Source organism: Bradyrhizobium sp. CCBAU 051011 (genome assembly GCF_009930815.1).
Taxonomy (GTDB): domain Bacteria; phylum Pseudomonadota; class Alphaproteobacteria; order Rhizobiales; family Xanthobacteraceae; genus Bradyrhizobium.
In genome coordinates this window covers 388,220-400,847 of the sequence record NZ_CP022222.1, presented here as the reverse complement: position 1 = coordinate 400,847, position 12,628 = coordinate 388,220, and the positions used below count along the sequence as shown (strand labels likewise).

The window sequence follows — 12,628 nt, the reverse complement described above, 5'->3', positions numbered from 1 at the left end:
GCGGCCGTACGGGAACCTGCCCCGCTATCGCGCCCGGACCCAGCGCAGTGCAGCAGCGGTGCGCTGCTGAGCTGGGGTCTCGGACGGCTGGCATTGGGTCCCGGTTTTGCGGAGCAGCGCAAACGCGCTGCCCCGCGCCCGGGACACGAGACTTAGCTATTTTGCCGTCTGCAGCGCGTTGGCGTCGGCGGGCGTTCTGGCCGTCGCGACCGGCGCGGCGACGATTTTCGGCGGTGCATCACTTGCGAGGACCGGCGCGATTTGCAGCGGCCGTTCCTGGCGCTGGCGCTTTGCAGCGTAGTAATAGCCGCTCGCATAATAGCGCACGGCTCGGCTGTGGTCGCCGCCCGCGGCGCGGTAGGCGCCGGCAAGGTATTTGATGCCCCAGGCGAGGTTAGTGCTGGGATCGCGCAGGCCCGCGGCATCGCCGGTGTAGCCGAGGCCGCGCGCGGTCGGCAGCTTGATCTGCATCAACCCGATGGTGCCGCCGCGCCCGACCAGGTTCGGATGATATTTGCTCTCGCGCACGATCACGCGATGCACCAGCGCTTCCGGCACGTTGTTGGCGGCTGCGTGCGATGCGACCATGCTTTCATATTGCACGCGGCTCTGCGCGATTGCGGCCGATGAAACGAACAGCGCCGCGGTGGCCGCGAGCCAGACGAATTTCGGAAAACTTTTCATAAAAACGATCTCGGCGGATGGACGCGTGAACGATTGATGCTTCCGGTTAGTTCCATGTGCGGGCCAAGATGTGGCAAAAAGCGGACGACATCGCGGCGAGATCTCTGCGCGGAGGCATGTGTTAACGAACGCGGCTCACGTGACGTTAACGTTGTGCGTGCGATGCATCGCGTCTGTCGACGCGAATCTGCGTCATGCGGACGCGCGAGGAATGTCGTGCAAAAGTCGCAGTCAAGGTGTAAAGAAGACGCCGCGACGAAATACCCAATCAATTCATTCCGACAGCAAACCTGTCCCATTCAACGAAATTTCAAAAAGCGAGACGTCGTTACGGCGTCCGAAATCTAGGGAGATGCGCCATGGCTCGACTTGACACCAGCTATCTGCCTCGCGGAAATCCCTGCGCCCAGTGCGGCAAGCCGATTCCGAGACCCGATTGGGTCGAGAGCAGTCAAGGCCGCACCTCCTTTCTCTGGTTCTGCCGCGCCTGCGACTATCGCTTCGAGGCGATCGCCATCTACGAGGAAGCCGATCCCGACGCGCTGGCTGCCTGACGCGATGAACTAGGCCGCGGCGCGGCCGCCGTTCTGACGTGTCGGCAATTGCATGCGCACCACCAGCCCGTGCGGCGGCCGGTCGTGCAGCGACAGCGTCCCGCCATGCGCCAGCACAATGGCGTTCGTAATCGACAGGCCGAGGCCGAAGCCCGCCGCCTCATCCATGTTGCGAGCGTCGTCGCCGCGCACGAACGGCTCCAGCATGTTTTGCTTCTGCGCATCCGAAATGCCGGGATCATCGTCCTCGATCGGCGTCTGTGATTCCGCGCGCACCTTGCGGCAGAGGGGTGAGACCGTCCTCGCCGGGCAGCATGACGTCGAGGATCAACAGATCGACCCGGCGGTCGGTCATGGCGCGCGCCATCTCGCGGCCATCGACAGCCGTCCTCACGTTGCAGGCGTTATTGCGCAGGTATTTTGCAATCAGCGTCCGCGTTTCGCGGTCGTCCTCGACGACGAGGATGTTGGGATTGCCTGGGCCATTCCGACCTTTTGTCGGTGATTCGGGCGTGTGGGCGAAGGATTTTTGTTTCCGGATGTTTCTGGATGGCCCCGGGCAATACCGGGCAACAGGCGAGGGGCGCGCTGAAGAGACCTCGTTAAGAGCGCGAGCCCTACGTTCGCCGCGTCCGATGCGTTCCCGCGAGTAACCGAATCACCTGACCCATCCCTGGAGCTATCATGACCTCGATTTCGGCGGCCTCCATCAATACCCGTCAGTCGCCCCTGCAGATGTTGCGGAACGAGTTGTTGTCCGAAGTTAAATCCGGCGCCATCAGTTCGTCCGATCAGGACGCGTTGTCGGCGGCGCTGACCGATATCGATTCCGCCATGCAGGCGAGCCGCGCCAGCGCCCAGGCCAGCGGCACGCGGCCCTCGCCCGACGAGCTCAAATCCAAGATCGACGATTTGATTGCCGGCCAGGTTACTCGGCGCTTCTGATCGACTTCCAGAGCTGACGTTCTTCCCGCGTCGGCCTGTCCAGCCTTTCCGAAAGGGAAGGATGGTTGTCTCATTTCGGCGGCGGAACTGCTCACGCAGTGCAACGTTGGTTTCTATACAGATGTGTGGAGGGTTCAATGGCAAGCGACGTCATGGCCAAGCCGCATCCGTTGATCGCAAGCGACCGTGTCGAGGGGACCGCGGTGCGCCGGCCGAACGGGGATACGATTGGCCACATCAGAACGGCTGATGATCGACAAGGTCACCGGCAAAGTATCCTATGCTATCCTGAGTTTCGGCGGCTTTCTCGGCATCGGAGCCAATCTGATCCCGTTGCCTTGGGGACGGCTGCGCTACAACACCAGGTTCGAAGCCTACGAACTCGATATCGACGATGAGGAGCTGAGGCGCGCGCCGTCATTCCGTGCGGACATGGATTTCGACTGGGGCGATCGCGCTAAGGAAGCAGAGCTGCATCGCTATTACGGCATGCCGCCTTACTGGGGCGGCTTCTGACGCACGCAAAGCGAGTGTTCCCGCGTAATATATATGGAACACTTGTTAATGTGCCGGGTTTTCCTCAAAGCGTTTCTGAACTGAGGAGAACGGATATGTTGACCAAATATGCCGTTGCCGGCATCGCGGCCTCCGCGCTGCTGGCGAGTGTTGCGTTTGCGCAAGCTCCGTCGGCAACGACGGATAAAGCAACCACCGCCGCGCCTGCGGCTGCGTCCGATACCTCGTCGTTCAAGGGCAACTGGCGGACCTCGAAGCTGGTTGGCCTGAACGTGTATAACGACAGCAACGAAAGCCTCGGATCGATCAACGATCTCCTGACCGACAAGAACGGCGATATCAAAGCCGTGGTGATCGGCGTCGGTGGCTTCCTCGGCGTCGGTGAGCATCTCGTCGCGGTGCCGATGGACAAGGTGAAGTTCGTCGAGGAGCCGATCGCCTATACCGGCGCCTCGACCCAGCCTGCGACCGGCGGCGCAAGGCCTGCGACCGGCACGGGCACGACGACGGGTGCGGCGACCGCGCCTGCTGCGCCGGCCGTGAAGAAGAATCCGTGGTATCCGGATCACGCCACGCTCAGTGCAACAAAGGATCAGCTGAAGGCGATGCCGGAGTTCAAGTATACGACCGAGTAACGCCGCGGCCTCAAAAACCGCAAGCTTCCTCAAAATGGCCGGACGGCGTGATGCCGCCCGGCCATTTTGTTTTGCAAGTACCCCTCGTGCATGGTGCGGCGCATCCTATCGGCGTCGGCGTCCCGATGTTAGGTTGCAAGCGCGGCAGGAGCACCTGCCTCCTGCCTTCCATCGACCTTTGCATCAACGGGAGGACGACATGGCTGAGAGTGTCTACAAGGTCATCGAGCTGATCGGCACCAGCAAGGATTCCTGGGAGAAGGCCGCGGCGGCTGCGGTCAGCCGCGCCGGAGAATCGCTGCGCGATCTGCGCGTCGCCGAGATCGTGCAGCTCGATCTTCAACTGGACACCAGCGGCAAGGTCGAAGCCTACCGCGCCAAGGTGAAGGTCTCGTTCAAGTTCGAAGGGTCGTAGTCGGCGTCGGCGCTCTTGCGCGGTGAACCGTCATTGCCTGCGACAAACGCGAGGCGTTTGCGCAAGGGAGCGAAGCGACGAAGCAATCCATCTCTCCTCGCGGGGAAACGCGGATTGCTTCGTTGCGCTTTACAATGACGGCGCGGGAGCTGCGCTGCAGGCCGCCTACAGCACCGGCAAGCGTGCTCACGTGGACATTGATAGCGCCTTCGGCTTCCGCGATCACGCGCAGCGTATTGGAATCGAAGGCGATGGCGGCGAGCCGCTATTGCTGGTTTCTGCCGAGACCCTCAGCATGTTGGTGCTCAAGCGTCAGGGCCAGGACACGCGCAATGACGTCGACGAGGGCCTCTGGCTTCGAGGGAGGCTCGTCCGGATCGAATGCAAGTCCGATGACGGCATTTTGAGCTGCTGCCGTTTTCACCGGCCAAAAGTCAAAGCGCGAAGCGAGATTCGGGTAGACGCCGCTGCGCATCACCGTTCCGGTCGCAACAGCAGATCGTGCCACTTCCAGGTCGGCTTCTTGCGGCTCCACGTCACCGACCTGATCGAGCAGAACCACCCTGCCTTCCGTAACAAGCATCACGGCGACAGGAACCTGGAAGAGTGCAGCAAGTGCCTTGGAAGTGATCGAGACGACCGCCTTCGTGCCGCCGGCTGCGGCAATGTCGCGGCAGTAGCCTTGCAGCACACTTACCTGCCTTTTCAACCGTTCAGCCTCGGCGGCCCTCTGGTGAGAAGTGAAGGCAACGCCGCTGACGATGAGCCCGACGACAAACAGCAGCCCAATCGCCCAGATGTTTGCCGCGTCATCAACGGCGAGTGAATAGCGCGGCTCAGTAAGAAAGAAATTGAAGGCCAGCGCGCCAAGCACCGCCGAGCAGAGCGATGGACCCAAGCCAAGGGTGACACCCGCCACGATAACTGGCACGACAAACACGAGGGACAGGTTGGGAATCGTCAACTTGCTGTCGACACCGACAGCCACGACGGTTGCGAGGGCGGTCATTGCGATTGAAGCAAGGTAGCGCGCCACCTCAGACGCTGCCGGGCCTAAAAGGAGACCGGCATCGGGCCCCTGGGTGACGTCCTGCTGCAGTTTCGATTCAATGCTGGTCACCGGCTCAACTCCCGCTTTGAAATGGCGCAGCCGGGACATCTCCTGTCACGATTATGGCCTGCTGCCATCGGCGATGATTGTCAGTGCGTTGACCGCAACGCTGATCTTCAAGAGGACACCGAGCAGTGCGGCCACGCGCGTGGACTTGCTCGACATCCAGTCCGCAGAAGGACGCCGCGGCCTGAACAACAGCCTGCGCACGCACGACTCGTTCTCCATTCCGTCGATCGCGGTTCTAGACCGCGCGGAAGAGATCGGCCTTCCGGTATATAAAATCGAGAGCAGTGTTTGGCCGGCGTTATAGGAACGGCATAAAGGTCCAGTGCCGTCGCTCGCGCGGAACCCGTCATGGGGGCCGCGGCGGCCCGCTGTCACCTCCTCACGCGATGGTGTGATGGTCGCTGCGTCACAACGCCGGCAGCGCGCTCACATAGACGTTGATCGCGCCTTCGGCTTCCGCGATCACGCGCAGCGTTTTGGAATCGAAGGCGATGTCGGCAAGCCGCAGCTTGCTGATCTCGGCCGAGACGCGCAGGCCGTCCTCGTTCTTCTGGAGGTCTGCGATGACGGCGGCAATCTTCTTTTGCGCATTGCTCGCGAACGGCTTGAGGTCGACGACAGCTTTTTCCGCCAGCGTCTTCTGCATGTGCGGGATCGCCGCGCGCGCCGCGGCGCCAAGCGGCCCGAAGGCGGCTTCGGACTCGACGGCGAGCTCGATATCGGCCAGCCGAAGTGTCTGTTCGGCCTGATCGAGCACCGGCTTCCCCCAGATGTGCACATTGGCTTCACCGGCGAGGCCAAAGAAGCTCTTTTTCTCCCTGGCGTTCACCAGCAGTGAAATCAGCAGACGGTTGCCGGATGCGGCCACGCTGGCGCGCTTGACCGTGACGTCGACCGCGCCCGAACTGTCTTCCGGAAACGTCTTTCCAGCGAACTGCGCCTCCACGATCTTGTTGATCTCGGTGAAGGGCATGTCCATGGGCACGCCGATGGCGACGCGTCCCGGCGTCGGCGGCACGATGGCGATGGTGGCGGGGAACGGGCAGGACGGCTTGGTCTCGGCAGGCGTGATGCGGGTCTCCGCCTCGATGCCGAGCGTCAGCGTCAGATTCGCCGTATCGATGCGCGGCTGCGCGGCGATTGCCCGTGTGGGGCGCAATTCCAGCCACAGCGTCGGCATGGTCGATCCGGCTGTCGTGCCTTGTAGCGGGATCGAGCGGCAGGCCTTGGCCCATTGCACCCGCGCGTTCCGTTCGAAGGTCGGATCGTTCTGCAGGCGCGTCTGCACCAGCGCGATCTGCTCGGCGACGTTCTGGTCGATCAACGGCTTCACCTGCGCCGGCACGTTGACGCGCGCGCCGGCCACCGTGAGGCTGGTGTCGCCGAGATTGACCTGCGCCGCCAAATTCGGCTCGATGCGCCAGTTGGCGGCGATCTTCGGCCGCGAGGTGATGACGACGTTGCCCTTGAACTCGGCGCTGGCGTTGAGGTTCTTGATGTTCACGCTGCCGATCTGCTTGGCGACGTTGCCGCCGAGCAGGCCGCCGAGCGCCTCGCCGACCGCCCCGGTTGCCTTTGCCGACAGCGAGCCGGTGACGTTCAGTGTGCCGGTCAGCGGCGTCGCCAGCGACAGCACGTCCGGCGCTCCGGTCGCGCTGATCGGCCCTCGCGACGCGGTCCAGCCGATATCGGCGTTCTGCAGGATCTGCGAGATCGGATTGTCGGCCTTGCCCGCGAAAGAGCGCGGCGCGCCGCGGTCGGCGGCGTCACGGATTGCCGACAGCGTCACTGCAATCGGCGCCATCACGGTGGACGCGCGCGGCGCCGGCGGCAGCGGCGGTAATTCGGCGAGCGGCGGCGGGCGGTTCGTGGCGCGCGGCGCGACGACGTCCATGAGCTTCAGGCTTGCGGCAAACGAGACGACGACGACCACAAGCGCGATCGAAATCGTCCTCAGATGCATCGGCAGACGCATCGTGCCCCCGGTTCCCATTGAAACGCCCCAGAACAACTTACAGGGGCGGCGAGGGGGACGCCACTGCGCAATAAGGCTGCATTAGGGCGTGTACACATGAATGCGCAGATCGGATGTCCGCTCCTAGGGGTAAAGCGACCACATCTGCTCAGTGTGAGTATTTCCGCTTGTGAGCCGACTGAGACATTGGCGCGGGGCTTCTGTCCCGCGTTTTGCGTTCAGGACCACGGCGGCTCTTCGCTCGCCCCGGCTGCCTCGTGGTGGATCGTGACACCCGCCGAACGCAACGCGGTCAGCAATACAGTTCTTACAGAGGCAGGGTCAAATCCAATATCCTTGGCGTTTGGTGGATGCGCCTCGCTGTCCTTCAATCGGAGCGCCAAGTGCAATTGCTCGCAAAGGTGCTGAACGACGAGATTGATCTGATCGTCAGTCATGATCGGCTCTCCTGATCATCTTGCTACCGAACTAGGTAGCACATATGAAAATTGGGCGGTATGCGATTGGACCGCCCCAGGGATCAACCTCACGCGATTGCCCATGGGCGGGCCCCCAATCGTCCGTCCATCGGAGCAGACCGGATGTGACTAGCGGCGACTAGAACGACGCTTTTGACCCAAAGCGACATGTTTGAGCACAAAAAGCGCGGCGCTGAGGCCGGGATGCGCTCCAAAGCGGACATAGACTAGTCGCTCTGCGACAGCACCAGCTTTTTGCATCTGGTAGTTCTTCCTCGCCGGAACAATGAGCGGACAGCTTCGGACGTGCCAGACATTATGACTCGTTTTTCTTCGCTATATTCATCAGCCACGAAACTTGTTTTTCTCTATGGCGCGTGCCTTCATGACGGATCGCGGTTGTTTTTTGGATTATGCTTCATGACGAGCACGTCGGCGAACGCAGGACCTCTACCCGATCGCGTCGAAAAGGCCGCGCAGGAACGGATTGCGGCGGGCACCTACCCGACGCTGGTGTTCGGCGTCGTGGATGGTGACAAGAGCGAGGTTGTGGCCTTCGGCAAGCTCCATGATGGCAAGGCGCCCGATGGCGAGACGGTTTATGAAATTGGTTCGATAACAAAGACCTTCACAGCCACACTCTTGGCACAGGCAGTGCTCTCAGGGCGCTTGATGCTCGACACGCCGGTGGCACGACTTCTGGCGGACTTCAAAATCCCGTCCGGCGGTGACAAAGAAATTACGCTCGGCGATCTTGCCACGCATCACTCCGGCTTGCCGCGGATGCCGTCTAACTTCACGCCGAACGACCCAGCCAATCCCTATGCCGACTACGATGCGGCGAAGCTGAAGGTGTTTCTTGCGGGATACCAACTGCCGCGCGATCCAGGGGCCTCCTACGAATACTCCAATCTGGGGTTCGGGCTCCTGGGCCATGCGCTTGCGCAATTTGTGCCCACGACGTATGGCACCCTAACCAACGACGAAATTCTGAAGCCGCTCGGCATGACGATGAGCGGTACGGCGTTCACCGACGCAATGCGCGCCCATCTCGCTCCCGGTCACGACGATACGGGCAAAGCGGCGAAGAACTGGGACCTCGACGCATTAGCAGGCGCGGGCGCCCTCCGATCCACGGCTAATGACATGCTGCGCTATCTGAAGGCCAATATGGGCATCGGTCAGTCGCCATTGGCCGCCGCGATGAACTTCGCGCAACGGCCGCGCAGCGACATGGCAAAAACTATACGCGTCGGCCTGGCCTGGGTGACGACCGATAAAGGGATCGTCTGGCACAACGGCGGGACTGGCGGGTACAGAAGCTTTCTCGGTTTCACAGCTAATCGGGAACGGGGCGTTATCATCCTCACTAACACGTCCGCGGACCCTGATGATCTGGGTTTCGCCACGCTCGACGCGGATGCGCCGCTTGCGCCTGCATATAAGGCGACTGTTCTGCCCAGTGCGTCGCTTGATGAATATGTAGGAATCTACAAGCTTGCCGACAATTTCCCGCTGAAGGTGTTCCGGATGAACGACAGGCTTTATACCCAGGCGATCGGACAAGATGCGATCCCCATTTTCCCGTCCGCGCCCAACGAGTTTTTCGCCAGGGTCGCCGGAATCAGCATGACCTTTAAGCGTAATCCTGAGGGCGCGGTGGATGGACTTGTACTACACCAGAATGGCGACCACGCCGCGCCGAAACGGATGGAGACGAAAGAAACCGAACGTCACAGCATCTCGGACCTAGCCTCGGGACTATTAAGCGAAGTACGGCTCCTGAATGACGACTACACTCCGATGGAGTTCGTGGCTTACGTATTGGAGTGGGTATTCGGTAAGGACCGCGAGACCGCCACTCGGATCACGCTTGAGATCCATAATGCGGGTGTCGGTGCGTGCGGTATCTATCCCCACCACGTCGCTGACGCGAAGGTGACCGAGGTACTTGACCTGGCACGCCAGCATAAGCATCCACTGCAATGCGTGCGCGAGCGAATCACGTCCGCCTGTTAGTTTTCGCAAGCTCCGATATAGGCTGCTACACTGCCAGCGGCTTGGTTCTACGACGGTAAGCATCACTCCGCTGTTGGGCACTCAGCGGACAGATCGAGATCTCTGCTATTGGTCGCTTTCGGGGGCAAAGCAGACCAGCGATTGCCGGACCAACGCAATTTGTGCGTACACGCCCTAGATCAATACAAAGCGGCCCCGGCAAATGCCGGGGCCGCTTTTCATATTAAGAAACGCTAATGGTTCAGCGGATGATGCGGCCGAGATCGGCACGGCGATCGGTCATCGGCAGCACGATCACCTTGGTGCCGACGTTCACCCGCGAATAGAGGTCCTTGACGTCCTCATTGGTGAGGCGCAGGCAGCCCGAAGAAACGCGGGTTCCGATCGTCTCCGGCGCGTTGGTGCCGTGGATGCGATAGATGGTGCCGCCGAGATACATCGCGCGGGCGCCGAGCGGGTTGCCGGGGCCGCCGGCCATGTGGCGCGGCAGATAGGGCTGGCGGGCGATCATTTCCGGGGGCGGGGTCCAGGTCGGCCATTCCGCCTTGCGGGTAATCGTCTGGGTGCCCGACCAGGTGAAGCCGTCGCGGCCGATGCCGATGCCGTAGCGCATCGCCTGGCCGTTGCCGAGCACGAGATAGAGATAGGTGTTCGGCGTATCGATGATGATCGTGCCTGGCGCCTCGCGGGTATAGTAGTTCACGACCTGGCGGCGCAGACGGGCCGGCAGCTCGACCGAACGGTCGTCTTCATCCCGGGGCGCAGCCGCGACCGGCGGCGGGGCCGCCTCGATCTGCGGCAGGAAGAACGGAAACAGCGGCAGCGGAGCAGCAGTGGCGGGTGCGGAAAATGCGGTGGCGCCGATCACGAGTGCGCCCAGAGTGGCGGCAGCAAAGCGGGTGTTCAGCCTGAATGAATTAAACATTGGTCGCCCCTGTTTTAAATTCCTGTCGCGCCGTTCTCGGCGCGTCGTTGGGGAAACCTGTACCGATGAACCGTTTCAGGACATTTGCACGAAATCGCCAAAATGGTTTCGTGGCGTTAGGGAATTGTTTCGTTAAGGTTTCGTTGGCGGCGGGAGGGCGCACCAGGCACGCGCCTGGTCCGAGCTTTCAATGGGGTCAAAAAGGAACTCATGGGACCCGGCGCCGTTGGCGTTGCAGTCCAGAGATAAGCGAGACCGCCATGACGAGATCAACGATTTTATTTGGTGCCGTTGCCTTGCTGCTCCTATTCGTTCCTGCCAATCCGGCATCGGCGCAGCACGTCATTACCAATCCGGGCAAGTGCGCCCAGTTCTATCCGAACTCAAATTGCCAGAACTATGGGCGGGGTAATCCCTACACGAGCTATGGCTGGCAACGATCGGGATATCGGCACTCCTGGAGCCATCGTTATCACCGCCGCCATTGGCGCTGACGCCAACCAGCGGGACGAACTGCGTTCGCAATCGGTGGCGGCGTCACAATTCTTGGCCGAGGGCCAGAGGTTGAACGCTGTGCAATTGGCAGTTGGTCAGAAGCGCGTGCATTCGGTATCTAGGCCCTGATGTATCCGGCCAGCTCATCCCACAACAGTTTTGCCGCGGTGACGACCAGAATTCCGTAAACTGCGCGGTAGAGCGCGCGCTGGTCGAGGCGCTCGTGCAGCCGCCATCCGGCCCAGACGCCCACAGGCACGGCCGGTGCGCAGAAGGCAGCATCCACAGGCTCTTCGAGGGCGTGGCGAGCACGAGCCATGGGCGGCCTTCGGGAGATTGCCGACCGTGAAGAACAGGCTCGTGGTGCCGGCATAGAGCGCCTTCGACATGCCGAGCGGCAGCAGGTACAATGCGCGCGAGAGCATCGTTCGCGGCTAGCTCGCGCGCATGCGCGGCATGTCGGCCGAGCCCGCGCCGAGCACTGCGCGGCGGTCGGTGACGGCATGATGGAATTGTTCGAGCGCGAGAGCGATCACCGACAGATCGCTTTCCTCGACGGTGCCGTCGTCATAGCAATCGAGGGTTTCGCGCAACATGCCGTCGGCCGCATTTTGCATGTCTGCCAGCTCTTCCGGCGTCTCGGCCTTTCTCACCTTCGCAATCAGCTCCAGCAGATGATCGCGATGCGCGATGTATTGCTCGCGCTCGTCCTTGTTCCAGTAATGCTTGAACCATGCGCCCACCGAGCCCAGGCCCGAGACGATCAGGACCGCGAACCAGATGTAGTCGGTGTATTTTTCGAGGAACGTTCGCTCGTTGCCGTCGATATAGGCGGCCGCGCCGGCATGCGCCGGTAACGCAGCGTCCTTGTCGGTATCGGGCTTTTCGATCTGCGAGGCGGTCGGCAGTTCACGCGCCAGTTGCTGGCGGTTGGTGAAGAGCTGGCGGGCGAAGGCGGCCACCGCAGTGTCCGACAACGACTTTGGCGCGATGATCAGGTGGTTGACGGCAACGGTATCGACCTTGTCTTCCGGCCGCTGCGGCGATGAACCGAAGATGCTGGCGGGAATTTCCTCGGATTCGTAGATCGGGTTCTTCTTCGCGATCGCGTCGGCGACGTCGATCGGCAGGAACTTCGGCTCGCCGCGGGCGGTCGCCGTTGCCGCGATCGCGTCCACCGTGATCTTGCTCTTGAGCGGGCCGACCGCCATGAATGCGTCGACCGACTGATCTTTCGCCATCTCGCCGATCTTGTCGGTGGCGAACTGGCTGATTGTGACCTTGTCGGGATTGATGCCGGACTCTTTCAGAATACTGCGCAGCAGTGTGACATTGGCCTGCGTCCTCCCGATCACGCCGACGCGGTGGCCGGCGAGTTCTTCGAGACTCTTGATCTTGGGTGTGGCCTGCTTCTTCGAGCCCTTGGCGGGAAGGCCGGAAGGCGCCCACAGCACGACGACATTCTTGCGAAGGATGGCGACCGACTCGGCATTCTCCGGCAGGTTCAGGTCGCCGCGCGCCACCGCCAGATCGGCCTTGCCGTCCCTGAACAACGCGATGCTTTCCGCCGCTCCTTCCGTCGTGACCAACGACAGCCGCACCGAGCTTCCCTCGCGTGCGAACGTCTGCGCCATCAACTGGACCAGTTTCTGGTCATCGCTGCCGGCGGGACCGACCGCGATCCGCAACGTGGTCGGCCGCAGCACGTAATACAGCGTGCCGGCAGCGACGCCGAATGCGAGCATGCCCGCGGCAAGGATCAGCAGCGCGTAGCTCTTCTGCTTTCGCCGGCGGCGGGATCGTGCGGAATTGTCGTTCGGGTCTGACATCATTCTGTCACGTTACCTGAAATCCGTGGAGATGGGTTTAAAAAACAACCTTACAGAA

The 12,628-nt window shown here is 61.7% G+C and carries 13 protein-coding genes and 4 pseudogenes; 8 read left to right on the top strand and 9 right to left on the bottom strand.

The features are described from left to right. Positions 1–156: 156 nt before the first annotated feature. Positions 157–684, bottom strand: a complete 528-nt coding sequence (locus ACH79_RS01930; RefSeq protein ID WP_161849505.1) for a lytic transglycosylase domain-containing protein — start codon at positions 682–684, stop codon at positions 157–159. A 359-nt stretch (positions 685–1,043) separates the two neighbouring features. On the opposite strand from ACH79_RS01930, the gene ACH79_RS01925 reads away from it, so the two are divergent. Then, positions 1,044–1,238 carry a hypothetical protein gene (locus tag ACH79_RS01925; RefSeq protein WP_057859503.1) on the top strand — a complete coding sequence of 65 codons (195 nt, stop codon included), beginning with the start codon at positions 1,044–1,046 and terminating at the stop codon, positions 1,236–1,238. A gap of 9 nt (positions 1,239–1,247) precedes the next feature. On the opposite strand, the pseudogene ACH79_RS42835 reads toward ACH79_RS01925, so the two are convergent. Together ACH79_RS42835 and ACH79_RS42830 are read right to left on the bottom strand one after the other, a co-directional pair. After that, positions 1,248–1,490 (bottom strand): annotated as a pseudogene (locus ACH79_RS42835) (ATP-binding protein); the annotation flags it as partial. Beyond that, positions 1,488–1,704: pseudogene (locus ACH79_RS42830) on the bottom strand (response regulator); the annotation flags it as partial. The pseudogenes ACH79_RS42835 and ACH79_RS42830, both read right to left, overlap by 3 nt. Positions 1,705–1,922: 218 nt before the next feature. On the opposite strand from ACH79_RS42830, the gene ACH79_RS01915 reads away from it, so the two are divergent. From ACH79_RS01915 to ACH79_RS01900, 4 genes and pseudogenes are all read left to right on the top strand, one after another. After that, a complete protein-coding gene (locus tag ACH79_RS01915; protein WP_161849504.1) occupies positions 1,923–2,183 on the top strand; it encodes a hypothetical protein in 261 nt (86 codons plus the stop codon). 137 nt (positions 2,184–2,320) lie between these two features. Further along, positions 2,321–2,699 (top strand): annotated as a pseudogene (locus tag ACH79_RS01910) (PRC-barrel domain-containing protein). 95 nt (positions 2,700–2,794) lie between these two features. After that, positions 2,795–3,334: a PRC-barrel domain-containing protein gene (locus ACH79_RS01905; protein WP_161849503.1), complete on the top strand. Its 540-nt coding sequence runs from the start codon at positions 2,795–2,797 to the stop codon at positions 3,332–3,334. Positions 3,335–3,533: 199 nt separating this feature from the next. Continuing rightward, the gene (locus ACH79_RS01900; RefSeq protein ID WP_161849502.1) at positions 3,534–3,749 is read left to right on the top strand and encodes a dodecin family protein; all 216 of its coding nucleotides are present in this window, start codon (positions 3,534–3,536) and stop codon (positions 3,747–3,749) included. Positions 3,750–4,014: 265 nt separating this feature from the next. Here ACH79_RS01900 and ACH79_RS01895 read toward each other — a convergent pair whose 3' ends face one another. Continuing rightward, entirely contained in the window at positions 4,015–4,869 is an 855-nt protein-coding gene (locus ACH79_RS01895) for a DUF4118 domain-containing protein (protein ID WP_246738391.1), read from the bottom strand. Between ACH79_RS01895 and ACH79_RS01890 the strand changes: the two genes are divergently transcribed. Next, positions 4,859–5,173 carry a hypothetical protein gene (locus ACH79_RS01890; RefSeq protein WP_161849500.1) on the top strand — a complete coding sequence of 105 codons (315 nt, stop codon included), beginning with the start codon at positions 4,859–4,861 and terminating at the stop codon, positions 5,171–5,173. The genes ACH79_RS01895 and ACH79_RS01890 overlap by 11 nt on opposite strands. A gap of 102 nt (positions 5,174–5,275) precedes the next feature. Here the strand turns inward: ACH79_RS01890 and ACH79_RS01885 are convergent, their stop codons facing one another. After that, complete coding sequence (locus ACH79_RS01885; RefSeq protein ID WP_161849499.1) at positions 5,276–6,844, bottom strand: DUF4403 family protein; 1,569 nt, start codon at positions 6,842–6,844, stop codon at positions 5,276–5,278. Positions 6,845–7,062: 218 nt separating this feature from the next. Continuing rightward, the gene (locus ACH79_RS01880; protein ID WP_161849498.1) at positions 7,063–7,281 is read right to left on the bottom strand and encodes a hypothetical protein; all 219 of its coding nucleotides are present in this window, start codon (positions 7,279–7,281) and stop codon (positions 7,063–7,065) included. Positions 7,282–7,620: 339 nt separating this feature from the next. Between ACH79_RS01880 and ACH79_RS01875 the strand changes: the two are divergent. Together ACH79_RS01875 and ACH79_RS43655 are read left to right on the top strand one after the other, a co-directional pair. Next, positions 7,621–8,922, top strand: a pseudogene (locus ACH79_RS01875) (serine hydrolase); the annotation flags it as partial. Positions 8,923–9,012: 90 nt separating this feature from the next. After that, positions 9,013–9,321, top strand: a complete 309-nt coding sequence (locus ACH79_RS43655) for an ATP-dependent Clp protease adaptor ClpS (protein WP_371419441.1) — start codon at positions 9,013–9,015, stop codon at positions 9,319–9,321. Positions 9,322–9,562: 241 nt separating this feature from the next. Here the strand turns inward: ACH79_RS43655 and ACH79_RS01870 are convergent, their stop codons facing one another. The 3 genes from ACH79_RS01870 to ACH79_RS01860 all read right to left on the bottom strand — a co-directional run bounded on the left by ACH79_RS01870 (position 9,563) and on the right by ACH79_RS01860 (position 12,570). Further along, a complete protein-coding gene (locus ACH79_RS01870) occupies positions 9,563–10,246 on the bottom strand; it encodes a L,D-transpeptidase (RefSeq protein ID WP_161849496.1) in 684 nt (227 codons plus the stop codon). Between the two features lie 613 nt (positions 10,247–10,859). After that, positions 10,860–11,060, bottom strand: coding sequence for a sulfite exporter TauE/SafE family protein (locus tag ACH79_RS01865; RefSeq protein ID WP_202639164.1), 201 nt, complete (start codon positions 11,058–11,060; stop codon positions 10,860–10,862). A gap of 115 nt (positions 11,061–11,175) precedes the next feature. After that, positions 11,176–12,570: a TAXI family TRAP transporter solute-binding subunit gene (locus ACH79_RS01860; protein ID WP_161849495.1), complete on the bottom strand. Its 1,395-nt coding sequence runs from the start codon at positions 12,568–12,570 to the stop codon at positions 11,176–11,178. Positions 12,571–12,628 lie beyond the last annotated feature (58 nt).

Bases quoted from the DNA above. Each gene is read 5' to 3' on its own strand.
- ACH79_RS01930 (WP_161849505.1), bottom strand. From the start codon at position 684: ATGAAAAGTTTTCCGAAATTCGTCTGGCTCGCGGCCACCGCGGCGCTG.
- ACH79_RS01925 (WP_057859503.1), top strand. From the start codon at position 1,044: ATGGCTCGACTTGACACCAGCTATCTGCCTCGCGGAAATCCCTGCGCC.
- ACH79_RS01915 (WP_161849504.1), top strand. From the start codon at position 1,923: ATGACCTCGATTTCGGCGGCCTCCATCAATACCCGTCAGTCGCCCCTG.
- ACH79_RS01905 (WP_161849503.1), top strand. From the start codon at position 2,795: ATGTTGACCAAATATGCCGTTGCCGGCATCGCGGCCTCCGCGCTGCTG.
- ACH79_RS01900 (WP_161849502.1), top strand. From the start codon at position 3,534: ATGGCTGAGAGTGTCTACAAGGTCATCGAGCTGATCGGCACCAGCAAG.
- ACH79_RS01890 (WP_161849500.1), top strand. From the start codon at position 4,859: ATGCTGGTCACCGGCTCAACTCCCGCTTTGAAATGGCGCAGCCGGGAC.
- ACH79_RS01885 (WP_161849499.1), bottom strand. From the start codon at position 6,844: ATGCGTCTGCCGATGCATCTGAGGACGATTTCGATCGCGCTTGTGGTC.
- ACH79_RS01880 (WP_161849498.1), bottom strand. From the start codon at position 7,281: ATGACTGACGATCAGATCAATCTCGTCGTTCAGCACCTTTGCGAGCAA.
- ACH79_RS43655 (WP_371419441.1), top strand. From the start codon at position 9,013: ATGGAGACGAAAGAAACCGAACGTCACAGCATCTCGGACCTAGCCTCG.
- ACH79_RS01870 (WP_161849496.1), bottom strand. From the start codon at position 10,246: ATGTTTAATTCATTCAGGCTGAACACCCGCTTTGCTGCCGCCACTCTG.
- ACH79_RS01865 (WP_202639164.1), bottom strand. From the start codon at position 11,060: ATGGCTCGTGCTCGCCACGCCCTCGAAGAGCCTGTGGATGCTGCCTTC.
- ACH79_RS01860 (WP_161849495.1), bottom strand. From the start codon at position 12,570: ATGTCAGACCCGAACGACAATTCCGCACGATCCCGCCGCCGGCGAAAG.